Raw genomic sequence first — 25,934 nt, 5'->3', positions numbered from 1 at the left:
TGTGGCGAGGGAGCTTGCTCCCGCTCGGCTGCGAAGCAGACGCAAAGGTTTTGGGGCCGCTTCGCGACCCAGCGGGAGCAAGCTCCCTCGCCACACAAGCCCGCTCCCACAGGGGTCGCAGAAGATCCCGGCATTTTGTTCCGGGCATGAAAAAGCCCGCAGCGACGGCGGGCTTTTTCAGCAAGCGCGAAGCAGGCTCAGATAGGCCGGCTGCCGTACTTGTTGTCAGGCTTCTTGGGCGGATCGGCGACTACGTTGGCCTCCACTTCCTGCACCTTGCCGCCACGAGCCAGGAACTCTTCCATGGCCTTGGCCAGGGCGTCACGTTCCTTGTTCTTGGCTTCGACACTCGGCAGCTCATCGACCGATACCGCAGCCTTGGCCTTGCCTTTGGCGGTCGGAACGGGGGCATCACCGCCGTCGTCTTCAGCGACGTCTTCGGCCGCTGCTTCCAGACCTTCTTCGGTTTCGTCGTCGTCGCCTACTTCGAGGTCGTCGTTTTCCAGATCATCGTCGCTCATGTTCTACCTCATGACTTGCGAAAAGCAGATTAGTTATAGCCCAGCTTTGCCCTCTGTCGAAGGCTGCCGGAAAAATTCAATAACCGCTGGTGACCAGCGGTTCATGCCTCTTCACCGTGCACGGTGGCGAGGACTTTACGGGCACCGCCAAAATCACGGTGCTCGCCCAGGTAAACGCCTTGCCAGGTCCCTAACGCCAGTCTGCCCGCCGAAATCGGCAAACTGAGCTGACAGCCAAGCACGCTGGCCTTGAAGTGCGCCGGGAGGTCGTCCAGGCCTTCGTCGTTATGCTCATAGCCGTCTGTTCCTTGTGGGATCAGACGATTGAAAAATCGTTCGAAGTCGCGACGTACCGCCGGATCGGCGTTCTCGTTGATGGTCAACGACGCCGAGGTATGCTGCAGCCACAAATGCAACAGACCAACCCGGCATGCCTTGAGTTCAGGCAGGCCGGCGAGTAACTCGTCCGTTACCAGATGAAAGCCCCGGGGCCTCGCCCGCAGGGTTATCAGAGTCTGTTGCCACATACAGTTCTCCGCACGTTCGGGGCGCATTCTAGCGCGCTCTGGGAAAAAACAAAGGCCCTGATCATCCTTCAATCGTGTAAGCCTTCGGCGGCACAAAAACACGCGTCGTAAACGTTCACAAAGCTGTCAGAAAAAACCTTTCAGCCGTCCTTTCAATGATAAATCGCGGACAAAAAAATGCCCGGCAAGCCGGGCAAATTTTTTCATGCGCGTGCCTACAAGTTGTAGCCGCGTTCGTTGTGAAGTGCCAGATCGATGCCGACCGATTCTTCTTCTTCGGTGATGCGCAGGCCCATGACCGCATCCAGGACCTTGAGGATGATGTAGGTGATGATCGCGGTGTAGATCACCGTGAAGCCTACGCCTTTGCACTGAATCCAGACTTGTGCGGCGATGTCGGTCACGGTGCCGAAGCCACCCAGGGATGGTGCAGCGAATACACCGGTCAGGATCGCGCCGAGGATACCGCCGATGCCATGCACGCCGAAGGCGTCGAGGGAGTCGTCATAACCCATTTTGCGTTTCAGGGTGGTGGCGCAGAAGAAGCACACCACGCCTGCGGCCAGGCCGATCACCAGAGCGCCCATCGGGCCTACGGTGCCAGCGGCTGGCGTGATGGCGACCAGGCCGGCAACCACACCCGAGGCGATGCCCAGTGCGCTTGGCTTACCGTGAGTGATCCACTCGGCGAACATCCAGCCCAGTGCAGCGGCGGCGGTCGCGATCTGAGTCACCAGCATCGCCATGCCGGCAGTGCCGTTGGCGGCCGCGGCGGAGCCGGCGTTGAAGCCGAACCAGCCGATCCACAGCATGGCGGCGCCCATCAGGGTGTAACCAAGATTGTGTGGAGCCATTGGGGTGGTCGGGAAACCTTTACGCTTGCCCAGTACCAGGCAGGCGATCAGACCGGCCACACCGGCGTTGATGTGCACCACGGTGCCACCGGCGAAGTCCAGCACGCCCCAGTCCCACATCAGGCCGCCGTTGCCGGACCAGACCATGTGCGCAATCGGCGCATAAACCAGGGTGAACCAGATGCCCATGAACACCAGCATCGCGGAGAACTTCATGCGCTCGGCGAAGGCGCCGACGATCAGCGCCGGGGTGATGATGGCAAAGGTCATCTGGAAGGTGATGAACACCGCTTCAGGGAACAGCGCCGCCGGTCCGGTCAGGCTCGATGGCGTGACACCGGCCAGGAATGCCTTGCCCATGCCACCGAAGAAGGAGTTGAAGTTGACGACGCCCTGCTCCATGCCGGTGGTGTCGAACGCGATGCTGTAGCCATAAATGACCCACAGGACGCTGATCAGACCGGTAATGGCGAAGCACTGCATCATCACGGAAAGAATGTTTTTCGACCGAACCATGCCGCCGTAGAACAGCGCGAGGCCGGGAATGGTCATGAACAGCACGAGAGCTGTCGAGGTCAACATCCAGGCGGTATCGCCGGAGTTGAGGACTGGGGCCGCCACTTCGTCTGCCGCCATGGCCAGGCCGGGCATTACGAGGGACAACAGGGCTCCTAGCCCTGCGATTTTACGCAGAGTCATATTGTTTTCTCCTGGGGCGTTGGGTTTGTGGCGGCTTAGATTGCGTCGGTATCGGTTTCGCCGGTACGGATGCGAATCGCCTGTTCCAGATTGACCACGAAGATCTTGCCGTCACCGATCTTGCCGGTGTTGGCGGCCTTGGTTATCGCCTCGATAACCCGGTCGAGATCCTTGTCGTCAATGGCGACATCAATCTTCACCTTTGGCAGGAAATCGACCACGTACTCCGCGCCGCGATACAGCTCGGTGTGACCCTTCTGCCGACCGAAGCCTTTGACTTCAGTGACGGTAATGCCCTGCACGCCGATCTCGGACAACGACTCGCGCACGTCGTCCAACTTGAACGGCTTGATGATGGCAGTGACTAGCTTCATGAAAACTCTCTCCCGAATTGGTGGACTTGCCCCAGGAAAACAAACCCGTCTCAAGTCTAAGCGCAGTGCCTGGCTTTGTAACGCATCGTCGGCCTTACCCGCCCGTCCGACGCCAGCTAACCGCTCCTTGCCAAACGCTCCCCGCGTTTCGCTCGGCGCACTGCATTCGTCACGGTGACTGCATCAGTGCATGGGTCACTACCGTCTAAGCAGAAAGCTTGCCATCTCCACAAAACTCACTGTTTTCAAGCCTTTACCGGTTGATGGCCGCCACTTCGCCACAACACCCGGCACGTTACGCACAACAACGGTGCGACGCCGTCCATCCGCATGCGCGAAAAGCGTGCATCCCTTGCCCGCGAAATTGACTATAGACACTGCGTGATACACTGCCCGCCATTGTTACCAGGACCTTTCCCCATGCTCGCGCCCAAAGACTTCCTCGACGCCCTGACCGGCACCGCCTCCCGCCTCTTCAGCGGCGACACCCCACTGCCGAAAGCCGAAATCGAAAGCCAGTTCAAGGCCCTGCTGCAAAGCGCCTTCAGCAAACTGGACCTGGTGAGCCGGGAAGAATTCGATAGTCAGATGGTCGTTCTCGCCCGCACCCGCGCCCGCCTGGAGGCACTGGAGACGAAGGTGGCGGAAATGGAAGCGAAGCTGAACCCACCCACCGAGTAACACCGCATAGCCCACTTTGAAACCAATCCACTGTGGGAGCGAGCCTGCTCGCGAATAGGTCGGAACGACCTACAGATTCATCTGTAGGCGCTGCCGCAGGCTGCGATCTTTCGATCCCAAGCCCCGCAAAAATCCCGGCAACGTCCTACAAAGTTCTCATCCGCCGTCCGATTGCGTCGCAATGCTCCGGTTCCTAAGCTCACCCTCAGCTGAATGTTCAGCACTGGGTTTGGCGACCTGGAAAATCCCGACGCACCGCGACCACATTCGAACGAGGGAGTTATTCCCATCTCGAGTTATGGCGGCCGTGCGTGGGAGACCTTTGGGTCTGCCGGTTTCGGGATGCACCGGTTCGCCAACCCGCGCACAGCTGCCACCCTTTTCGTTTGGCGACGATCAGAGGCAGTTTTCTTCATATGATCCCGAGAACTGCAGCATGGACGAAAACTATCTAATCCCTCACGTCTTCACCCGCCACAAACTCCACCTCCACGCCCTACTCATCCAAAACCAGCCCTGGTTCAGCGCCCGCGACCTGGGCCGCCTACTACGCCTCCACCTCAACGACCGCCAACTCCGAAAACTCGATCCCGACCAATACCAAACCGCCAAAACCCTCATCCACGGCCACATCGAAAACACCCTGCTGATCAGCGAATCCGGCGTCTACGCCCTCCTCGTCTACCACTACTGCCCCGAATACCGAGCCCTGCGCGAATGGCTCACCCACGAAGTCGTCCCCGCCCTGCGAGACACCCAATACCCCGTCAAAACCGAACGCCCACAACTGAGCCTGCTCAATTGGCCGCAAATGTCGTTGAGTTTGTTGCACTGGAATAATCAGCCGTGGATTCGATTGCAGGACGTACCGCACGTATTGCCTGATCGAGAGGAACCAAGACGTGCGATCAATACGCCTTGGTGGAAGCGAGCTTCGCGAATCGGGTGAGCGAGATAATTCACTGTGGGAGCTGGCTTGCCAACAATGGTCGTGAACGATAGCGCGTAAACCCAGATGCCAAGCGGTGTATTCGAATTTTTTGCGAGCAAGCTCGCTCCTACGGATGGCATTGGCGAGACTCGCTCCGCCCGCACGGTTTCACTGGTGTCCTTCAACTATCTCGGCATGGTCCTACAAAAAGCAGTTCTCGGGCCTGATTTATCAGTCCTCTCCCTTTTCCTTACGCTTTTGGCCGTGTTCGATCTCACTCCCATGCACAGGAGGTGTCCATGATTCACAAAAAGCGAAGAGCCAAGCTGCTACTCATCGTTCAATATCATGCTGAAGCGTTTCGGCTAGCTGGCCATATTTCAGCCAATCAACAACGATTCCTTGATGTCGCTGCCACTCACGGCAAAGACCTTGAACCTCCGGGCCTGCTTGCCGGCAAAAGAGCCTGAAACTGCCTACCAAAGAACCGCCTGAATGGCGGTTTTTTTGCCTGTCCGCCCGACGATGACTCGCAACATCTTGCGAAAATTCGCTCCCCCTCCCATCACGCGAAATCCTCGTCTCCTGACTACCCTTCAAACACCGCAGGAAGCGGCCCCCTTCACCTCAAGGAACGACCATGTCCCTCTCCATCGTCCACAGCCGCGCCCAGATTGGTGTGGATGCCCCCGCTGTTACCGTTGAAGTCCACCTCGCCAATGGCTTGCCGTCGCTGACCATGGTCGGCCTGCCCGAAGCGGCGGTGAAGGAGAGCAAGGATCGGGTGCGCAGTGCGATTATCAATTCGGGGCTGCAATTTCCTGCACGACGCATCACCTTGAATCTGGCGCCGGCGGATTTGCCCAAGGACGGCGGGCGGTTCGATCTGGCCATTGCCTTGGGGATTCTGTCAGCCAGTGTGCAGGTGCCGACGTTGACGCTGGATGACGTGGAGTGCTTGGGAGAATTGGCACTGTCAGGGGCAGTGCGGGCGGTTCGAGGGGTGTTGCCGGCGGCGCTGGCGGCGCGCAAGGCCGGGCGTTGGCTGATGGTGCCGCGGGCGAATGCCGAGGAAGCGTGCCTGGCCTCGGGGCTGAAAGTGATTGCGGTGGATCATTTGCTGGAGGCCGTGGCGCATTTCAATGGGCATACACCGATTGAGCCTTATGTTTCCAATGGTTTGCTCTACGCCAGCAAACCTTATCCCGACTTGAATGAAGTACAGGGGCAACTCGCGGCCAAGCGCGCGCTGCTGATTGCTGCCGCAGGCGCTCACAACCTGCTGTTCAGCGGGCCACCGGGGACGGGGAAAACACTATTGGCGAGTCGCCTGCCGGGGCTGTTGCCACCGCTGGCCGAAAGTGAGGCCTTGGAGGTGGCAGCCATTCAATCTGTCGTCAGTTGCTTGCCGTTGAGTCATTGGCCGCAGCGCCCGTTTCGTCAGCCGCACCACTCGGCGTCCGGGCCGGCGCTGGTGGGCGGAGGCTCGAAACCACAGCCCGGCGAAATAACCCTCGCCCATCATGGCGTTCTATTTCTCGACGAACTTCCGGAATTCGATCGCAAGGTATTGGAGGTGTTAAGGGAGCCGCTTGAATCCGGTCACATCGTAATCTCCCGCGCCAAGGACCGCGTCCGCTTCCCGGCCCGCTTCCAATTGGTCGCCGCGATGAACCCGTGCCCCTGTGGATATCTTGGCGAACCCAGCGGCAAATGCAGTTGTACACCGGACATGGTCCAGCGTTACCGCAACAAGCTGTCAGGGCCGCTACTGGATCGAATCGACCTGCACCTGACCGTCGCTCGGGAAGCCACGGCATTGAACCCTGCACTGAAACCCGGTGACGACACCGCTACCGCCGCAGTGCTGGTTGCCGACGCCCGAGAGCGACAACAAAAACGCCAGGGCTGCGCGAACGCTTTCCTTGATCTGCCGGGCTTGCGCGAACACTGCAAGTTATCCACAACCGACGAAGCCTGGCTGGAAACGGCGTGTGAGCGATTGACCTTGTCACTGCGAGCGGCCCATCGGCTGCTTAAAGTCTCACGCACCCTGGCGGACCTTGAGCAAGTTGATGGCATCACCCGCGATCATCTGGCTGAGGCGCTGCAGTATCGACCGAGCACAAACTGACCAGAATGACGCCTTGGCGAAATCAACGAACGGCGTTTATCGCACCTCGGTTTCCCGAGCGCACTGAATCTCGCTCACCCGATGTAACGCCTTATCCACAGCCTCCTAATCCGCCAGCAAGCTGTACTTGATCAGTAACTACCTCTGCTTTAACTCCAATAATCGGGACCAAAACAGGCGGTTATAGGAAAAACTCGTTCCTGGCTCCAACCCAAGCCTTCTAGTCCGCCCAGGCCGCCACGACCGTTGAGCGGGGATAGGGAGAAAGCCACTCTTGGCGTCGTGCCTTTTTTATAGCGCTTTTTTTAGCCCTGATGAAACGATTCAATAAGCTTGAAAAAGCTTACGCCCGAACCTTCCCAAGCTAATTAAAATTGACCTTATGCAACCTCCGCACGCTTACGTTAGTCTCATGAGGTTTGAACCTTCTGCAGATTGACGGCGATGTCATAATGACATTAAGGTCGCCCGCTAATTGCAGGAGCAAGCACAGATATATATGTCTGTCATTTTTGCGCAACGGATCGTATGGAGTTTGAATGCGCGGGGCACTATTACGCAGCGGTAAGAGCGGGTCATTCACTGCCCTCGGCGAAACAGGACAACCGGTCTACCGGGCAGCCCTGCAATTGCGCGAAGCCATTCGCCGCAAGAACCCCGATTTGGTCGATCATCTGGCCATCCCTCAAAGCGATGAACTGGGCAACCAGATCGATTGGTACAGCGCCCTCGACGGCGATGTGATTCCGTGGAGCAGCGCGACCGAAGAAGAACGCGCCCCTGCCCGCCGCCAGCTGGAAGCCCTGAAAACCGCGCTCGAAGAATTGAGCCAGCGTTTCCTGGGCACTGACTCCGCCGAACCGCAGCAAGGCGACAAAGCCGTGTTCGGCAAGCTACTCAAGCGCGTGATTCATTTCCCCGACGAGAATTTCGTCTACCTGGTGCAAGGCAAACCGGTGCTGACCTTCTGGGGTTTCGAACATGCCGGTACCGGCAATGGCGATCCCCTGCACTGCCTCTATCAGGTCCCGCCCGCGTTCACGCTGCCACCCGTGGCCGAAGCGCCTGTTGTTGCCCCCCCTATGCCGGTGGTTGCTCGTCCGTGGTGGCGTCGTTGGTGGTGGCTGTTACTGCTGCCGCTCCTGCTGCTGCTTTTGTGGCTGTTGCTCGGCCTGCGAGGGTGCGTCCCGATTCCGTTGGTGGCGGTAGATTTGCTGCCTAAGGGCGTTGTACCGGTGGAAAAACAACTGGAAGAGCCGCCAGTGACCGGCAATGTCACGACACTCAACAGCGTTCCGGTGACAGGCACCGTTATAGGCTCAACCACTGGAACCGGCACCGCCGTGACCGGAACGCATGGTGTGGAAACGTCGGCCGTCGAGGGTAACGAGGCTGACATGGCACCCGCCGACTTGACCAAAGATCCGGCCATTGACCCGGCAGCGGAAAACAAAACTGCGCCACCGGAAACCAAAACTGAGCCACCCGAAAACAAAACCGCGCCGCCGGATGTCACATCGCCCGAAGCAGAAAAATCCGCCGCCGCAAAACCCGGCCCTCCCCTGAGCATCCCGCCAGACGCCGCCGACGGTGCCGCCAGGTTTCTCGATGGTCAGTACAGCGCAGGCGCCGGGATTCAGGACCGCCGAACCGGCAAACCGCTGCGTCTGGAATACCAGCTCAAGGACGGTAAGGGCCAAGTCACCGTGCACCAGGCCGACGGCTCGAAATGCAGCGGGCCGGTGAGCGCTACTATGAAGGGTGGCAGCCTGGCCATCGACAGCCAGGGCCAGGCCGTTTGCGCCGATGGCAGCACTTACGAGATGCCCAAGGTCAACTGCCGCAAAGGGGCGACCACGATCGCGGACTGCACCGGCGGTTACGGAAAAGAACAATTCCCCATGTCCATGCGGCAAGTGGCCGAATAAAACGGAATAACCCGACATGTTGCCTGAAGTCACTCAATTCGAAGACACCGTCACGCTGGTCAGCGACACCGGCATCCAGTTCATGGATTTCGCCCTGCGCCTGGATCCCCGCAAGGAACCGGCGGGTGAATTCGCACCGATGATCAGCGGGCTGATCTGCCGCCTGGCGTACAACGAAGAGAAAGACTTCTTTTTCTACGAACCCGAACCGGAAAAGGTCGAAAAAGCCAAACCTGCGTTCAGCGTCGACATGAAAAGCAGCCTCGATTTGCTCGACGGCATCTGGCTGCCGATCCCGTTTTTCCGCTTCATGCCGCCGCATCGCTTCGACGAAGGTCCGAGCAACTGGTCGCGCATGCGCCTGGTAAAACTGGCGACTCCCGACATCGACGGCAACACCCACCGCCTGACGATGGCGTTCGACAGCCGTGTGATGCCAAAGCGTGACGGCACTGCCTATCTGGCGCCAAACGAAGAAGACATCAGCTCCGGCGTGTCTTTCAAACTGGCGACTAAAGCTAGCGAAACCCGCTGGTTTCTGGCGCAGCCGTGGGTCAACGAATGGTTGCTGGAAGTGTTCAATGAGGGCAATGCCCACCGTTCGCGCGCAGAGCTGGACATCGATATCCGCGCCAATCATCACTTGGCGCACTACCTCAACTTGCTCAGCCTGTTGAGCAAACCGTCAGCCGCCCAGCAGTCGAAGGTCGGGGCGAAAGTTGAAATTCCCGAGCTGAAAGTGGTCGCCAACGACAGTAATGGCCTGGTCAAACCGATACCTGTGGACCTGGTGCTGGACGTCGGCAACTCGCGCACCTGTGGCATCCTGATCGAAAACCACGGTCAGGCCGGCTCCGGACTGAAGCAGAACTACGTGCTGGAACTGCGCGACCTGATCACCCCCGAACACACCTATAACCAGCCTTTCGAAAGCCGCGTGGAATTCGCCCAAGCGTATTTCGGCAAGGACCACTGTTCGGTCAAGAGCGGTCGTCACGATGCGTTCCAATGGGCGACGATTGCCCGTGTCGGCAATGAGGCCGGTCGTCTGGCCAGTCGTCGTCGCGGCACCGAAGGCTCCACTGGCCTGTCCAGCCCGAAACGTTATCTGTGGGACGAAAACGCCTATGGCCACGGCTGGCGCTTCAACTGCTCGTACATCAAGACCGACAACGAACCGTACGCTACCGCCTCGCCATTCTCGCATCTGATCAACGAAACCGGCGAGGCGCTATACAGCCTCGAAGAAGACGATCGTCTGCCGGTGTTCATGCCGCGTTATTCCCGCAGCTCGCTAATGACCTTCATGCTCGCCGAAGTACTGGCCCAGGCGCTGTCGCAAATCAACAGCCCGGCCCAGCGCTCCCGCCAGGGTCACACCCGCGTGCCGCGCCAGCTCAACAGCATTACCCTGACCGTGCCGCCGGGCATGCCGCAGGCCGAGCGCAGCATCCTCAACGAACGCATGCTGCAAGCCATCGGCCTGGTGTGGAAAAGCCTCGGCTGGCACGCCGGCGAGGAAGATCCACATCAGGATCAGGCCGTCAGCCCGCGCACCCCGATCCCGAGTATCCGCGTGGAATGGGACGAAGCGTCCTGCGGCCAGCTGGTGTACCTGTACACCGAAGTCAACGAGAACTTCGCCGGTCACCCGGAAGAGTTTTTTGACACCATCGCCCGGCCGGACAAGGCTGACCGCCAACGCATCACCCTCGCGACCATCGACATCGGCGGTGGCACCACCGACCTGGTGATCACCGACTATCGTCTCGACCGCGCGGGCAATACCGGCAGCGGCAGCAACGTACACATCGTGCCCGAACAGCGTTTTCGCGATGGTTTCAAAGTGGCTGGCGACGACATCCTGCTGGATGTGATTCAGGACTTCATCCTGCCGAGTTTCGAAAAAGCCTTGCAGAACGCCGGCGTGAAGGCCCCGAACTCACTGATGTCGCGGCTGTGTGGCGATGAATCGGTCAGTGCCCAGGACATGATCCTGCGTCAGCAATTGAACCTCCAGGTGTTCGCCCCGCTGGGCCTGGCGCTGCTCAAGGCGTACGAGCATTACGATCCGCAGGTTCCGCAAGAAGTCATCCCGCAAAGCTACCGCCATTTGCTCGGTGACAACGCCATCAGCCAGACCGTGCTCGACTACGTCAATGCTGCCGTGCGTCGCGATGTCGGCGGCCAGAGCGGTTTCGACCTGTATGCCGCGCCGATCAGCTTCGACCTGCAAAAGCTCCACGCCGCGTTCCTCAACGACCAGATCAACATCACCAAGATCCTCGGAGCGCTGTGTGAAGTGGCCGCGCATTACCCGTGTGATGTCTTGCTGCTGACCGGCCGCCCCTCGCGCCTGCCCGGCATCCAGGCGTTCATTCGCAAGGTGTTGCCGCTGCCACCCGGGCGCATTCTGGCGCTCCAAAATTACCGCACCGGCGGTTGGTATCCGTTTCACAAGAACGGCCGGATCGACGACCCGAAAAGCACCGCCTCGGTCGGCGCCATGCTCTGCCTGTTGTGCGCCAACCACAGCGTGCCGAACTTCTACTTCCGGGCATCTGCGCTCAAGCCGTACTCGACGGTCAAGCACATCGGCGTCATCGATCTGAACAACGTGATCAAGGATGCCGACGTGCTGTACCGCGATATCCAGTCCGAAGACTACAAAATCAAGCTACCGGAAATTGGCGTTGGCGACGCCGCCGACACGCCACAGCTGGAAATGCGCGGCGACCTGCGCCTGGGTTTCCGCCAGTTGGCCGCTGAACGCTGGGCCGCTTCGCCGTTGTATACCTTGCGGTTCACCAAGGCGGGTCGGGAGAAGTTTTCCCGGGCAATCGGTGAAAACGGCAGCGCCCCGCTGCTCAAGGTGCGGTTTGAGGTCAAACCGGCGGACAAATACACCCGCAAGCAGGATCTGGTCAGCGACCGCCTCTCGGTTCGTGACATCGAATCCAACAGTAACAACGTCAACTTCAACCCGCGCAGCGACCTCGAGCTGGAGCTCAACACCATGCTCGACGCCGGCCTGAGCGAGACCAAGTACTGGCTCGACAGTGGAAGTGTGAAACGCAAATGAATGACCTGACCCCCGATCAAACTCAGCTCTCTGCCAGTTGGGCCGCTGTTTATGAAGGCGCCGGTCAGGCGCTGGACTGGATTGGCCAGACACGCGGCAATGCACCGCGCCTGGACAGCGAAGCCGACAACCTGAACATCCGCCTGCACCGCGCCCGCAACCTGGCTCAAAGCCTCGGTCGTGTGGCCTGCACGCCGATGACCATTGGCTTTTTCGGCCTGTCCCAGGCCGGCAAGTCCTACCTGATTTCGGCCCTCGCCGCCGGTCAGAACGGCAAGCTGGAAACCGAGTTCGGCGACCAGCGCCTGGACTTCATCAAGCACATCAACCCGGTGGGTGGCGGCAAGGAGGCCACCGGCCTGGTAACGCGCTTCAGCCGTCGGGCGGCGATAAGTCAGGACAATGACTTCCCGGTAGAACTCTCGCTGTTCAAGGAAATCGAGCTGGCGAAGATTCTCGCCAACGCCTGGTTCAAGGATTTCGACCTTGAACGGATTTCCTACGAGATCGATGAAGAGCGCATCCAGCGCGTGCTCAAACCGTTCGAAGGCCGCGAAACCGGCCCGCTGCAAACAGGGGTCAATGCTGACGATCTGGTGTCGCTGTGGGATTACCTGCGCGACAATTTCCGCAACTCGGTGAAGAAGCTTGAGCACCTGTACTGGCCCAGAGCGTTGCAACTGGCGCCACGCCTGAATTTCCAGGAACGGGCCGAGCTGTTTTCGATTCTCTGGGGTGAGCAACGCGAGTTGACGCGCGTGTACCAGCAATTGGCCGGCGCGTTGCACAAGCTGGGTCTGCCAGAGACCGTGTTCGCACCGTTGAAGGCCTTGGTGAGTTTCGAAAACGACACCTACAGCCAGCGCGACAGCATCATGAACGTCGATATCCTCGAACGCTTCGGCAGCCCGCTGGACTTGCCGATCGATGTTCGACCGCTGGTTGGCGATCGCCTGCAAAACAGTCAGGCGATTGCGGTCGCGCAACTGGCGGCACTGACCGCCGAAATGACGTTCCGCCTGGTCGAAGCGCCAGTGGATGACATCGTCAATCAGGTCGACCTACTGGACTTCCCCGGTTATCGCGGCCGCCAGAAACTGCACGAGATCGCCGACTCCAACGACCCGCAATCCACCACCAAGGACAACTCCGTTTCCCAGCTGATTCTGCGCGGCAAGGTCGCCTACCTGTTTGAACGCTACACCGACAACCAGGAAATGAACGCACTGGTGGTCTGCACAAGCTCAACCAAGCAGAGCGACGTCAACGACGTGGGGCCGGTGCTGACCCGATGGATCGAAAAAACCCAGGGTGCCGACTCGGCTGCTCGCAGCAAGCGCGACACCGGCCTGATCTGGGCGCTGACCATGCTTGACCTGCGCATTACCAACTCCCTGAGCCTGACACCTGATCAGTACGACGAGAGCTGGAACGGCATGGTCAAGCTGACCATGCTGGAGCGTTTCGGCAGCCTGAGCTGGATGAACGACTGGGCCGGCACACCATTCCAGAACACCTACCTGGTACGCAAACCGCGTATGGACGCGGCATTTATCGGGCAGGACGCGACCGGTGCGGAAACCGGCCTCAATGCCATTTATCAGGAACGTGTCAACGCGCTGGGCACCAGCTTCGCCAGCAACGCTCTGGTGTGCAAACACATCAAGAACCCGGTCAACGCCTGGACAGAAATGCTGCGCCACGATGACGGTGGCATCAGCCACTTCAGCGGCAGTTTCAAAGGCGTGGCCAATATCGAATTCAAATTGCAGCGCATCCGCGAGCAATTGAGCGAGTGCCTCGAAGGCCTGACCACTCACGGCCTGAGCACCTGGTACCACGCTGACGACGACAGCGCCGCAGCCGCCAAGAAAGCCAAGGCGCAAATGATTCTGACGGGCCTGGGTCGTCGGCCGGCGGTACTTGGCGAACTGATCGATCAACTCGACATGCCGAGTGAAGAGGTGCGCGACCTGTACCTCAGCGGCGTGTACGAGACCGATGACGAGCCGGCCGTGAACGACGAACCGATCGCCCCGACACCGAGCCAGAGCCTTTACGGCAACGACGCCGGTTTCGATTTCGATTTCGGTGACGACCAGAGCCCCGACAGCACGCCAGCGAGCAACAAAACCGGCACCCCGGCGCCCGAACTGCAAAGCAATGAGCATCGCTTCGCCAAAGCGGCCTTCAAGGCCTGGATCGCGCACCTGCGGGAACTGACCACCCGGCAAAGCCTGCTCAACCTGCTGGGGCTGGAAAAGGCCTTGCTGGAAGCGGTGGTCGATGAATTGATCACCGCCGGCTATCGCCAGGACTTGCCGGGGCAACTGAGCCGCGCCGTCCTCAAGCGAGCACAAAGTGGCGCGCGGCGCGATCAACTGGTCGAGCGCCAGGTACTGGAAGTGCAACGTGTGCTGCGCGATTTCGTGTCCTGGTTCGGCTACCTCCAGAAGCCGGTGAACGAGCGTCCGAACAGCCGCACCGGAACCAAGGCGCCTTTGTTTTCGTTCTACACCGACATTGGCCCGGGCCAAGTGCCCGTACTGCCGGCGCAACCATCGAATCAGGCGCAACGGTACCTGGGCGACTGGCTCTCGGGCCTGGCCTACATCACGCAGGACAATGCCGGCCATGGTGCCGGACGTGAAATCACCCCTGAACAGAACGAACGGCTGGGCCAAGTGCTCACAGCCTTCGCAGCGAGATAAGCAATGCCAATTCGTGTCGACCTGCTCGCGTTAGAGCCCAATCTGCCTGGCCAGGCCCGCCTCACTTTGAAGAAATGGCAGGGTGGCGAGCAACAGTTGGAGTTTTCCATTCAGCGCAACCAGGACGGTTTTTACCTTCAGGACCACAAGGCCTGGAGCAACCATCCATTCTGGTTCAAGGTCTCGCGTTTCAACCTCACGGCCGACGGTGAAGCTTTGGAAACGCAGGTCGGCCCGGACGTGGTCGACCCGCTACTGGAAGGCGTCGCCAATTCGCAATTCCAGATCGAACTGCGCGAACAGAGCCACGGTCATGCCGATAAAGGCGTGGTTCGCCCAGGCGTTGGTTTGCTACCGTCCACGGCCGGCGGCCAGACACGCTCGACTTACGGCGGTGCCGAACTGACGGCGCCGAGCACACCGGCACCGGAGATCGTGGAGATCCCGGATCTGCCTGAACTGACCCTGTCCACCGCCGAACCAGAAGTGGAGTTGGAGTCGGTGCTCACCGAGCCCGCCTACGCGCCGCCTCCGGCACCGGTGAAAAAAAGCAAAAAAGGCCTGATCGGTCTGTTGATTGTGGTGTTGCTGCTGGCGGCTGGCGCCGGATTCTGGTTCTACAAACGCACCCCGGCCCCTACAGTTGCAGCCACTCCCGTCGCACCCGCCGGCGCCGACGCTCAGGCCTGCACCCTCGACAGCATGAACAGCCTGCCCGAACTGACCTTCGTCCAGACCTGCATCAAGGCGGCACCCGACAGTGCCAAATTGCTGGAGATCATCAACCAGGCCAAAGCCAGCAAGCACTGCGGCGTCGCCCAGCGCCTGTACGCCAACCGTGCCCAGGCCGGTGACGCGCTGATCGCCAACGCCTATGCCCGCGAATACGACCCGAAATACCTGAAGGCCAGCGAGTGCTTCCCGGCCGCGGACAACGCCACCGCCGCCTACTGGTATGAAACCATCCTCACCCAGGACCCGAACAACGCCGAAGCCAAGCAGCGCTTCGAGGAGTTGCAGAAGTGATGCGTTCGCCCCTGAGTCGATTCCTGCTGAGCGGTGCCGCATTACTCGCGCTGTGCATCAGCCCGCTGTCCCAGGCCGATGACAAACCGCTGATCCAGGCCGGTAAAAAGACCCTGTTCCAACGCGTGCTGACCACGCCGGGCTGCAAAGTCAGCCCGACGGCGGGCGGTGCGGCAGGCGACGCACAACCAGTCTTCAGCCGCTTTTATGTGTACGAGCGCGCCCAAGTGAATAACGCCGAGTGGCTGAAAGTCGGCCCCGACAGCTACGGCAAAACCATTGGCTGGCTGCCTGCCAGCTGCACCACCGACTGGAAGATGCAGCTGACGCTGGCCTTCACCAACCCGGCCAACCGCGACCGACTGCTGTTTTTCAAGGACCGTGCCACCGTCGAGGGCATTCTTGATGCACCGGACCCGGTCAGCAAAGTCGCGCCGCTGCGGGCCACGCTGAAAAAGGGCCAGCAAGCACCGGGCGTACTGGCTGAAGAACCTGAATACTTCGTCGACCTGCAAAAGCAGTTCTACCTGCTGCCGGTGCTCAGCGGCGAAGAAGTCATGACCGAAAGCGGTTTCCGCACGCGCCTGCTCAATGTCGCCTCCGTCAGCAAGTCGGATGACAAGAACGTGAAGGGTGGTGCTGCAAACAGCGCGGCCAGCGCCAAGGAAGCCGAAGAGAAGAAGGCCAACCAGCTGAAGGAATTCAGCGCGGCCGTGGTATTTGTCATCGACTCGACGATCTCGATGGACCCCTACATCGACCGCACCCGCGAGGCGATCCGCAAGGTTTACCAGAAGATCGAAGCTCAGAATCTCGGCAAGCAGGTCAAGTTCGGCCTGGTGGCTTTCCGCTCCAACACCCAGGCGGTACCGGGGCTGGAATACACCACCAAGATGTACGCCGACCCGACGCAGGTGAAAGACAGCGCCGACTTTTTCGCCAGGATCAAAGACCTCAAACAGGCCACCGTGTCGAGCAGCAGCTTCGATGAGGACTCGTTTGCCGGCGTCATGGAGAGCATCGACAAAGTCGACTGGAACCAGTTCGGCGCACGCTACGTGGTGCTGATCACCGATGCGGGCGCCATCGAAGGCGACGACAAGCTGTCGAAGACCGGTTTGAACGCCGCGCAGGTGCGTATCGAAGCCGCCAACCCGGGCGTGGCGATTTACACCCTGCACCTGAAAACCCCGGCCGGAACCAAGGACCACGCCAAGGCCGAGGCGCAGTACAAGGACCTGTCGACCTACCCGGGCACCAACACTTCGCTGTACTACCCGGTGAACGCTGGCGATGTTCAGGAATTCGGGCGCAAGGTCGACGCACTGGCCGGGGCGATTACTACACAGGTCAAAGCTGCCTACATGGGAGAAGACGCCATTGGCAGTGCGGCGAACGCCAAGCAGGACCCGGCCGAGAAAAAGATGCTCGAAGACGCGGCGCTGATCGGCCACGCCATGCAACTCGCCTATCTGGGCGAGAAGACCAACAGCAAAGCCCCGCCCGTGTTCAAGGCATGGATCACCGACCGCGACCTGATCAAGCAAAACATCCCGACCACCGACGTACGGGTGCTGCTGACCAAGTCACAGCTCAGCGATTTGAGCGACGTGATGAAGCAGATTCTCGATGCCGCCAACGAAGGCCTGATTTCGCCGACGGACATGTTCAACCGCCTGCGCTCGGTGGCGGCGACCATGGGCGCCGATCCCAATCAGCTCAAACAGAACAGCAACGCCAAACTGGCGGACATGGGCGTCCTCGGTGAATACCTCGAAGACCTGCCCTATCAGAGTGAAGTGCTGAACCTGGATGAAGAGACCTGGAAGAGCTGGGATGGTCTGGCGCAAGAAAAATTCATCCGCACGCTGAACACCAAACTGCGGCATTACCAGCGTTACAACGCCGATGTAGATCGCTGGGTAGCTTTGGCCAAAGACAGCGATGCGCGGGACAACGTCTACCCCGTGCCACTGGAAATGATGCCTTAAAGAGACGCCGATGCTCGATATCAAGAACCTGCTGGTGCGCCGTGGTGAAGGCGCACACGCCCATCACGTGCGACTACCGCACTTGCAGGTCGGCGCCGGGGAGATCCTCGCCATCACCGGCGAGAGCGGCAGTGGCAAAAGCACGTTGCTCGAAGCCATCGGCCTGTTGCTCGCGCCGGTGGAGCTCGAGTACTTTCGGCTGGGCCCGACACACGCTCAGGATATCGCCCAACTGCTGGCCACTGACAACCAGCCTGCTCTTGCAGCGGTGCGTTCGCGGCATTTGGGATTCATTTTGCAGAGTGGCGGCTTGCTGCCGTTCCTGAGCGTGCGGGACAACATCAGCCTGCCGCGCCGTTTGCTCGGGATGCCCGCAAAAAGCGATCACATCGACCACGCCGTTGACGTGTTGCGCCTGCAAGGGTTGCTGGACAAACAACCTCAGGCGTTGTCGATCGGCGAACGCCAACGTGTTGCCTGCGTTCGGGCAATTGCCCATGAACCGCTGCTGCTGTTGGCCGACGAGCCGACCGCCGCACTCGACCCTCACGGTGCCCGGCGTTTGTTCGAGTTGCTCCTGAGCCTGGTGTCGAGCATGGGCCTGAGTGCGCTCGTTGTATCCCATGACTGGGCTTTGTTGAAGGATTTCGGCTTGCCGCGACTCGGCGCTACCAGCCATCAGGGGGAGACTCTGTTTGAACCGATGGACTGATCGCTTGCGCCTGCTGGGCTCACTGGCGTTGCAAGACCTCTGGCACGATCGCAAGGTCTCGCTGTGCATCGCCGCCTCCCTGGTGGCGGTGATCGCGCCGTTGTTGTTGCTGTTCGGGCTCAAACACGGGGTGGTCAGCCAGTTGCAGGACGAACTGCTGCGCGATCCGCGCAATCTTGAAGTGAAGATGCTCAGCAACGGCAACTACGACACTGCCTGGATCGAGCGTTTGCGCCAGCGCCCCGAGACCGGTTTTGCCCTCGGACAGACCCGCTCGCTCAATACCCAGGCTGATCTGCTGATCGGCATGCAACGGTTTGTCGAAGGCGCGGAAATCATCGCCACTGAGCCCGGCGATCCCCAACTGAACCTGGCGTCACTCAACCCCGTCGGCAATCAAGTGATCCTCAGCGCCAGCGCAGCGCAACGCTTGCAGGCCAAGGCAGGCGACAGCGTGCAGCTGCGGGCGTTGCGCCGTCTGGAAGGTGTCAATGAACGCGGCGAGATGACGCTGACGGTACTGACCGTGCTCGACGGTGCCCGCTTTGGTCGCGCTGCCGGGTTTGTCGCCCCGCCGCTGCTGCTGGATCTGGAGCGTTTTCGCGACGGTTATCAGGTCAGTGAGTTCGGTGTGACCACCGGTAAACCTCAGGGTAATTTACAACCGCTGTATGCCCGCGCCCGCGTATATGCACGCGACATCGATCAGGTCGCATCGCTGGAGCACTGGCTCAACGAACAACACATCGAAACGTCGAGTCGACTGGCCGATATCGACAACGTCAAAGCCATCAACCATGTGTTGGGGTTGATCTTCGGTGTGATCGCCGCGGCGGCACTGATCGGCTGCGTGGCATCAATGGTCGGCGCATTCCTGGCCAACATCGATCGTAAACGCAAAAGCCTGGCAGTCCTGCGTCTGCTGGGTTTCAAACGCAGGTCCGTTGGCGGTTTCGTGGTCCTGCAAGCGCTGGTGCTGAGCCTGGCCGGCTACATTGGCGGGCTGGGATTTTATGCCGTGGGCAGTCATTTGTTCGACTACCTGCTCGGCAGCAGCAAAACCACCGGCACCTTCGCTTGCCACATCACTGTTTGGCATGGCCTGGCCGCCCTGCTCCTGACCTTCTTGGTCGCTGCACTGGTGGCCATGATCGGCGCCCTGAGAGCCATCAAAATCCAACCTGCGGAGAGTCTGCGTGAGCTATAAACGTTTTGGCTTGCTGTTGCCCCTGAGCCTCGGCTACTTGCTCGACGCCTCGGCGGCGGGCTGGGAAGAGAAGTATTACAACCCGATGCCCGAGGCTGGCGACGTCGTGCTGCCGATGCCCTGCGAAGGTTCGATGGTATTTCGCAAGGTATTCATTCCGGTCGCCGGTCCGCTGGATGACTACCCCATCAACATCGGTCAGGACGGCGCGGAATACGGCTATGTCGAACAGACCCGCCCGACCTTTATCGCCGGCAGTTTCACCGGGGCCAAGAACGACAAATCCCGTTACTACCTGATGGCCAAGTACGAGATGAGTCAACTGCAATACGCCGCGCTGACCGAAGCAACCTGCCCCACCGCCGCCACCAAGATGCGCTTGCCGCAAACGGCGGTGAGCTGGGTGCAAGCCATCGAGGCCGCCGACAAGTACAACCTGTGGCTGCGCAAAAACGCCGCCGGCAAGCTGCCCAGGGAAGACGGCGCCTTGGGTTTCCTGCGCCTGCCGACCGAGGTCGAGTGGGAGTTCGCCGCGCGCGGCGGGCTGGAAGTCGGTGCTGCTGAATTCCGCGACACGCACTACCCGATGCCAGAAGGCATCAACGCCTACGAGTGGTTCGCCGGGGCGCAATCGTCCAACGGCAAAGTGCAATTGACCGGTCTGCAAAAGCCCAACCCGCTGGGCCTGCATGACATGCTCGGTAACGTCGACGAAATGATGTTCGAGCCGTTTCGCCTGAACAAACTCGACCGCCAGCACGGTCAGGCCGGTGGCTACGTCGTTCGTGGCGGAAACTACCTGACCGCGCAGGCCGACCTTCGTACTGCCTTACGTAAGGAGGAACCGTATTACAATGCCGAAGGCCAGGTGAAAAACAAGACCACCGGCCTGCGACTGGTGCTGGTCTCCCCGACCCTCACCTCTCGCGAACGAGTCGCCAGCATCGAAAGCAGCTGGAAGAAACTCGGTACCGGCAGCAAGGAAACCGAATCCGCCGACAAAGGCACCGTGCAATCGCTGAACAGCCTCGCCTCGGGCGTCGAAGACAAAGTACTCAAGGAAAAGCTCCAGACTCTGGAGAACCAACTGCGCGCCAGCAACCAGCAGCAGGAAGAAACCCGCGACCAGGCGATCCGCGCCAGCCTCAACCTGGGTGCGTTCCTGTGCACCAAGATGCTCGACGACGGCCAGTACGTGGACTTCCTGCAAAAAAACTACAAGCTCAACTGTGAAAGCGCAGACAAAGATGCCAGTTGCGACATGCGTAAAGGCAAGCTCGACGAGCAAAAGGATCGCCTGCACAAACTCAGCCGTTACTACGCCAGCAGCCTGGTGGAATCGGCTACCTTGTACGGCCAGCCACTGCTTGAAACGCAAGTCCCGGTGATGGAAGAAATCATCACCCGCAACAAACAGCTGCAAGACCTCAAACCTTACCTGCGCACTCACTGGGCCAATCAGAAAGCGTTCCTGCAAAAGCAGAAAATCGACACTGTAGCCTGGCTGACCAGCTGCAAAACCGTCACTCAATAACAACGCGTCAACACCGTTACGTAGGAGTTTCACCATGTCGCGCAGCCTTTGGACTCGCTTCAAGCTACAGATCGCATTCGTAGTCGCCAGCAGCCTGCTAATGACCGGTTGCGCCAACACCGGCAGCTCCATGCTCGGCGAGGGCGAAGGCGACGGTGCCGACCCGCGCCTGACCCAGGGCAATGACGCAGAGTTCTTCAGCAAGTCCGGATACCAGGCCTGCGCCGTCGGTGCCGGTGTCGGCATCCTCGCTTGCGCGCTGTCCAACAGCAGCAACAAAACCGTGTGCGTCATCGCCGCCGGTATTACCGCGTGTGGCGTGGCCATGGGCGCGAACTATTACCTGGACCAACGTCGCGCCGAATACGCCGACACCGCCACCCGCTTGGCGAAGATGAACAGCGACGTCGAACAAGACACGCAGAACGTGATCGCCCGGACTGCGACCGCTCAGCAAGTGATCAATGATGACCATGCGCAAATTGCCCAGATCAAAAAGGACATCGCCAACAAGAAAGTCGACAAGAGCAGGGCTCAGGCGCAAATCGCCGGGATTGACTCGGACATCGCACGCCTGCGCAAAGACCTTGCCAACATGCGTACCAAGGTCACCGAGTACCGCAAAGTGGCAGACGCCGAGCGTTCACAAGGCACCAGCGCCGAGATCCGACAGGTGGACATGAACATTCAGAGAATGAACCAGAAAGTCGTCAGCCTGCAGAAGGAAGTCGACGCCCTGTACAGCCAACGCTCCGCAATCACCCTGGGTTAAGCACATGACGCTACGACAACTGATGGTCATCACTGCCGTCCTGGCCCTGAGCGGTTGCGCGACCCAGCCCGGCGAATGCGATGCAACCAATCGCGACAGCAGCCTGCTGACCAAGATGAACTGCGACTACTCCGGTGGTTACAGCGATCAGGTCAAGCAGAAGGAACTGGCCCTGAGCGAGTCCCGACAGCAAAACGCAATGTTCCGTCAGGTGTACGAGAACATTCAGGCCCAGCAGCTCAGCACCAAGACCGATCTGGCCAGCCAGCAGAAATCCCAGGCGGCGCTGAATCAGTCGCTGGCGCAACTGCTGACCTCGCTCAAGGCTCGGCGTGGCAATGAGGCCCAGGTGCAGAAGCAGATTGCCGACCTCGAGAAGCAGCTCAAGGCTTCGCAAGCGGCGCCAACGGCCAAATCAACACCCGCGACACTGGCGGCCAAGCAGCAAGAGCTGAAAACGTTGCAGAAGAAGGTCAATCAGCTGCAATTCAGCCTCGGCTACGAAGAGTAACTTTTCACCCCGCAAGCGTCCCGATGGATGCCTGCACTTTTTCAGGAATCGTCGTCATGCAGCGGGTCATCAGGGATGCGCAAGCCAGATCGGAGGAGATGAGTGCGCTGCAAGCCAAAGTCGCCCTCATCCAGAAACACTTTCCACCGACCGTCGCCAGTCTGTTTGCCATCCCGCGGATGGGCAGCGGCGACGTGCTGGAATGGTGGACCGAACTGGGCGGCCAACCTACGCCTTATGCCGATCTCAACGAGGACGCGCAACGACGTTTGCTGGAAACCTACGAGGTACGTCAGACGTCCCTCGGACAGCTGGCGGATGAACTGCAAAAACGCGGTCAACCGACGGAAGCGGATGACCTGCGCAGCCTGCTCGGCACGCCTGAGCTGGATAAGCTCTACAGCCTCAATGGTGAGCCATTGGTGGTGCGCTGGAACCAGCGTCCGCCCAAACCGATCGTGCCGCCGGTGATTCCGGTGGCGCCGGTCGTATCGCCGTCGCGGCGGGGCTGGTGGCTCGCGGCGGCCTTGCTCGCGCTGTTGTTGCTGCTTCTGGCGCTCTGGCTCTGGTGGTTCCTGCACCGTGAGCCGGTTGTCGTGGTTCCGCCTGTAGCGCCGGTGGTTACGCCAGTTGAGAAGCCGGTTGAGAAGCCGATTGAGCCTGTTCCCGCACCTGTCGTGGAACCGGAACCGAAACCTGTTCCGGCACCAGAACCCACGCCAGAACCGGTACCGGTACCGGAACCCAAGCCGGTCCCGCCACCCAAACCGGCACCCGCACCCGTACCGGAACCCAAGCCGACCCCGCCACCCAAACCGGTTCCACCACCAAAACCGGAAGTAGCGGCCCCGCCACCAGCCCCGACGCTGGACAACTTCGCATGCCGTAAAAATGCGCCTAAGGCAGAGATCCCACAGTTCGTAGTGGTGCTCGACACCTCGGGTTCGATGAACTTGAACATCAAGTCAGTGAAAGCCGACGAGGACTGGTTCTTCGGTCCTGACATCAACAAGCTCCTGGACCCGAACCGCACCATGCGGCTCACCGCCAAACCCAGCCGCATGGACGTCGCCAAGGATTCGCTGGCCGGCATGATCAACGGGCTGGACCCGAAGATCGACACACGCCTGATCACCTTCGCCGGTTGCGAAAGAACACCGGACCGGGGTGTGTTCAAGTTCGGCGACCGTCCGCGGCTGATCAACGGGATTCGAGGTCTGGCTCCCGACGACGGCACACCGCTGGCCGACAGCCTGGCCCATGCGGCGAGTACCGTCGACGGGCGCAATAACGATGCGGTTATCGTGATGTTTGTCGACGGAGAAGACGGTTGCGGGCAGGACGTTTGCGCGGTATCCCGTCGAATCGCCAGGGAACAACCACGCCTGCGGGTCAACGTGGTGAAAATCGGTGCTGGCGGCCCGTCACGCTGCATCGCTGAGAACACCGGTGGCCGGGTTTACAACAGCACCAATGCGGCTGAGTTGGGTAACCTGTTGAAACAGGCAAGCAAGGAAGTCTCCAGCAATGCCAAGTGCGATTAGCGGGGCAAAGATGCTGAATTGAGGTGACCTCATTCGCGAGCAGGCTCGCACAGAATTTGTGTCGTCTACACGGTTATTCGACGACGCAGGTACCCTATGGGAGCGAGCTTGCCCGCGATAACTAGTTCAAAGCACCTCAACGAAACCGGTCAACTTCGGACCGCAAATCCGCCGCCAGCTTCTCCAGTTCCCTGGCGGTGACGGCCAGGTTGGACACCACTTCACGCTGCTCGCTGTTGGCCAGGGCGATGCTCTGCAGGTTGCTGCTGAGCAAGGTCGCAGTGCTGCTCTGTTCCTGAGTGGCGGTGGTGATGGCGGCGAACTGCTGTCCGGCCGAGCGGCTTTGCTCATCGATCCGCGCCAGTGCCGCGGCGACGTTGGCGTTGCGTGACAAGCCTTCCTGCATCAACACATTGCCCTGTTCCATGGTGCTGATGGCGTTGCCGGTCTCTTGCTGGATGCTCTGGATCATCCCGGAAATTTCATCGGTGGCTTCACGGGTGCGAGAGGCAAGGTTGCGCACTTCATCGGCCACCACGGCAAAACCACGACCCTGCTCGCCGGCACGGGCCGCTTCGATCGCGGCGTTGAGCGCCAGCAGGTTGGTCTGATCAGCGATCGACGTAATCACACCGACGATGCCACCGATTTCCTGGGAACGCTGACCCAGCGTATTGATCACCGTTGCGGTGCTGTTCAATGCCCCGGCGATTTGCTCCAGCGACGAGGACGCTTCGTCCATCGACGTGCGCCCAATCTGCGTTTGCTGGGCGTTTTCCTGGGCCAGACGCTGGGTGCTGCCCATGTTGTCGGCAATGTTCAACGAGGTCGCGCTGAATTCTTCCACGGCCCCGGCCATGCTGGTGATTTCGCCCGACTGCTGTTCCATCCCTTCGTAGGCGCCACCGGACAAACCGGACAGGGCCTGAGCGCGGCGGTTGACCTCCATCGAAGCATTGCGGATGTGCTCGACCATGGTCGACAACGCCTGGCTCATCTGGTTGAAGGCGCGGGCCAGCTGACCGATCTCGTCGTTGCTCGACACACTCAGACGCACGCTCAGGTCACCGGCACCCAAGGCTTCGGCCTGGCGCACCAGATCCGCCAGCGGCGCGAGTTTGCTGCGCAACAGCCAGACCGCCGAACCCACCGCCAGCAACATCGCCAGCAAACTGCCGATGGCCAGCTGGATACCGACACTCCAGGTCACGGCGCTGATTTCGGTTTTCGGCATGCTCGCCACCACCGACCACGGCCCGCCTTCGAACGGTACGGCCACGCTATAAAATTCTTCGGACTTGTCGCTCCAGAAATCGCCCTTGCCCGGCGTTTTCGCCAGTTCGACAATTGCTGGCACCGCTTGGTCCAGCGCCTGCACACCTGCGATCGGCACAAGCCATTTGTTTTGCTCATCCAAAAGCGCCAGGGAGCCGGTCTGGCCGATGCGGAAGCGTTTGAGGTTTTCGAACTGCGCCTTCTGCGCGTCGGTGTAATCGAATCCTACATACAACACGGCAATGACCTTACCGCTGCTGTCGCGCACGGGGGTGTACTGCGACATGTAGAAGCGTTCAAACAGCAAGGATCGACCCACGTAGCTCTGCCCCGCCATCAAACGGGCGTATGCCGGATTCGCGTGATCCAGAACAGTGCCAATGGCACGGTTGCCGTCTTGTTTGCTGACATTTGTACTGACGCGAATGAAGTCTTCGCCGCTGCGCACGAACACCGTCGCCACGCCCGCGGTCATCTGCTTGAACTCGTCCACTTCCTTGAAGTTGTTGTTAAGCACTTCATTGCCCAGGTGCAAGCCCGGTGTCTGGATACCCGCCACGGCCACCGGTTCATCCGGGTGCACGCTCAGCCCTCCACTGAAGCGCTTCTCGAACAGTCCGGCCAGGCGCTGGGTACTTTCACGCAACGTGCCGTGAAAGGTGCTCAGCTGATCGGCCAGCAACCGGGCCTCACTGGCCAGGTGCTCTTCGCGGGTGGCGAGGTTGGCGGTGTCCAGCGAACGCAGGGCGAACAAGGTACTGCCGGTGATGACGATCGCCAGAATCACGGCGAGCGCAAGACCAAGCTGTGAGGCTATCCGGGCACGAGGTTGAGACATGACAGCTCCTGGCCAAGTGCCTGGATCATCGTGATCGCGGCGCACACTCAGCAAAATTTCTAATATTTAGGGGGTAGCGTCG

At 60.1% G+C, this 25,934-nt stretch carries 20 protein-coding genes; 15 read left to right on the top strand and 5 right to left on the bottom strand.

Features of this window, described 5'->3' with window-relative positions; genetic code table 11:
* Positions 1-197: 197 nt before the first annotated feature.
* From sutA to glnK, 4 genes are all read right to left on the bottom strand, one after another.
* Complete coding sequence (gene sutA, locus ACW9HW_RS04110; RefSeq protein ID WP_007980816.1) at positions 198-521, bottom strand: transcriptional regulator SutA; 324 nt, start codon at positions 519-521, stop codon at positions 198-200.
* A 101-nt stretch (positions 522-622) separates the two neighbouring features.
* On the bottom strand, positions 623-1,048 hold the full coding sequence (locus ACW9HW_RS04105) for a secondary thiamine-phosphate synthase enzyme YjbQ (protein WP_008030499.1): 426 nt from the start codon (positions 1,046-1,048) through the stop codon (positions 623-625).
* Between the two features lie 215 nt (positions 1,049-1,263).
* Complete coding sequence (locus ACW9HW_RS04100; protein ID WP_207267719.1) at positions 1,264-2,601, bottom strand: ammonium transporter; 1,338 nt, start codon at positions 2,599-2,601, stop codon at positions 1,264-1,266.
* 35 nt (positions 2,602-2,636) lie between these two features.
* Complete coding sequence (glnK, locus tag ACW9HW_RS04095; protein ID WP_002555808.1) at positions 2,637-2,975, bottom strand: P-II family nitrogen regulator; 339 nt, start codon at positions 2,973-2,975, stop codon at positions 2,637-2,639.
* Positions 2,976-3,395: 420 nt separating this feature from the next.
* Here glnK and ACW9HW_RS04090 point away from each other — a divergent pair, with 420 nt between their 5' ends.
* From ACW9HW_RS04090 to ACW9HW_RS04020, 15 genes are all read left to right on the top strand, one after another.
* Entirely contained in the window at positions 3,396-3,656 is a 261-nt protein-coding gene (locus ACW9HW_RS04090) for an accessory factor UbiK family protein (protein WP_095196219.1), read from the top strand.
* 436 nt (positions 3,657-4,092) lie between these two features.
* Positions 4,093-4,605: a BRO-N domain-containing protein gene (locus tag ACW9HW_RS04085; protein WP_457398532.1), complete on the top strand. Its 513-nt coding sequence runs from the start codon at positions 4,093-4,095 to the stop codon at positions 4,603-4,605.
* 281 nt (positions 4,606-4,886) lie between these two features.
* Complete coding sequence (locus tag ACW9HW_RS04080) at positions 4,887-5,057, top strand: hypothetical protein (RefSeq protein WP_457398529.1); 171 nt, start codon at positions 4,887-4,889, stop codon at positions 5,055-5,057.
* Between the two features lie 170 nt (positions 5,058-5,227).
* Positions 5,228-6,721, top strand: a complete 1,494-nt coding sequence (locus ACW9HW_RS04075; protein ID WP_457398527.1) for a YifB family Mg chelatase-like AAA ATPase — start codon at positions 5,228-5,230, stop codon at positions 6,719-6,721.
* 539 nt (positions 6,722-7,260) lie between these two features.
* Positions 7,261-8,649: an SrfA family protein gene (locus tag ACW9HW_RS04070; protein WP_457398524.1), complete on the top strand. Its 1,389-nt coding sequence runs from the start codon at positions 7,261-7,263 to the stop codon at positions 8,647-8,649.
* A 16-nt stretch (positions 8,650-8,665) separates the two neighbouring features.
* Entirely contained in the window at positions 8,666-11,731 is a 3,066-nt protein-coding gene (locus tag ACW9HW_RS04065; protein WP_457398521.1) for a virulence factor SrfB, read from the top strand.
* Complete coding sequence (locus ACW9HW_RS04060; RefSeq protein ID WP_457398518.1) at positions 11,728-14,442, top strand: putative virulence factor; 2,715 nt, start codon at positions 11,728-11,730, stop codon at positions 14,440-14,442. Before ACW9HW_RS04065 ends, ACW9HW_RS04060 begins: the two co-directional genes overlap by 4 nt.
* A gap of 3 nt (positions 14,443-14,445) precedes the next feature.
* Positions 14,446-15,468, top strand: coding sequence for a hypothetical protein (locus ACW9HW_RS04055; RefSeq protein WP_457398516.1), 1,023 nt, complete (start codon positions 14,446-14,448; stop codon positions 15,466-15,468).
* Positions 15,468-17,459 carry a vWA domain-containing protein gene (locus ACW9HW_RS04050; protein ID WP_457398513.1) on the top strand — a complete coding sequence of 664 codons (1,992 nt, stop codon included), beginning with the start codon at positions 15,468-15,470 and terminating at the stop codon, positions 17,457-17,459. Before ACW9HW_RS04055 ends, ACW9HW_RS04050 begins: the two co-directional genes overlap by 1 nt.
* A 10-nt stretch (positions 17,460-17,469) precedes the next feature.
* Positions 17,470-18,171: an ABC transporter ATP-binding protein gene (locus ACW9HW_RS04045; protein WP_095194398.1), complete on the top strand. Its 702-nt coding sequence runs from the start codon at positions 17,470-17,472 to the stop codon at positions 18,169-18,171.
* The gene (locus tag ACW9HW_RS04040) at positions 18,155-19,378 is read left to right on the top strand and encodes an ABC transporter permease (protein WP_095194399.1); all 1,224 of its coding nucleotides are present in this window, start codon (positions 18,155-18,157) and stop codon (positions 19,376-19,378) included. Before ACW9HW_RS04045 ends, ACW9HW_RS04040 begins: the two co-directional genes overlap by 17 nt.
* Entirely contained in the window at positions 19,368-20,912 is a 1,545-nt protein-coding gene (locus ACW9HW_RS04035) for an SUMF1/EgtB/PvdO family nonheme iron enzyme (protein ID WP_457398509.1), read from the top strand. Before ACW9HW_RS04040 ends, ACW9HW_RS04035 begins: the two co-directional genes overlap by 11 nt.
* A gap of 34 nt (positions 20,913-20,946) precedes the next feature.
* Positions 20,947-21,684, top strand: a complete 738-nt coding sequence (locus ACW9HW_RS04030) for a hypothetical protein (RefSeq protein ID WP_095194401.1) — start codon at positions 20,947-20,949, stop codon at positions 21,682-21,684.
* Positions 21,685-21,688: 4 nt separating this feature from the next.
* Positions 21,689-22,195 (top strand): hypothetical protein, encoded by a 507-nt coding sequence (locus tag ACW9HW_RS04025; protein WP_057712764.1) that lies wholly within the window; start codon positions 21,689-21,691, stop codon positions 22,193-22,195.
* 56 nt (positions 22,196-22,251) lie between these two features.
* A complete protein-coding gene (locus ACW9HW_RS04020) occupies positions 22,252-23,739 on the top strand; it encodes a vWA domain-containing protein (RefSeq protein WP_457398505.1) in 1,488 nt (495 codons plus the stop codon).
* 136 nt (positions 23,740-23,875) lie between these two features.
* On the opposite strand, the gene ACW9HW_RS04015 is transcribed toward ACW9HW_RS04020, so the two are convergent.
* Positions 23,876-25,852, bottom strand: a complete 1,977-nt coding sequence (locus tag ACW9HW_RS04015) for a methyl-accepting chemotaxis protein (protein WP_457398502.1) — start codon at positions 25,850-25,852, stop codon at positions 23,876-23,878.
* Between the last annotated feature and the right edge of the window lie 82 nt (positions 25,853-25,934).

This window comes from Pseudomonas sp. SDO5532_S415, assembly GCF_054071155.1.
The sequence above is the reverse complement of the archived record's forward strand: the minus strand, read 5'-3'. Positions and strand labels throughout refer to the sequence as shown.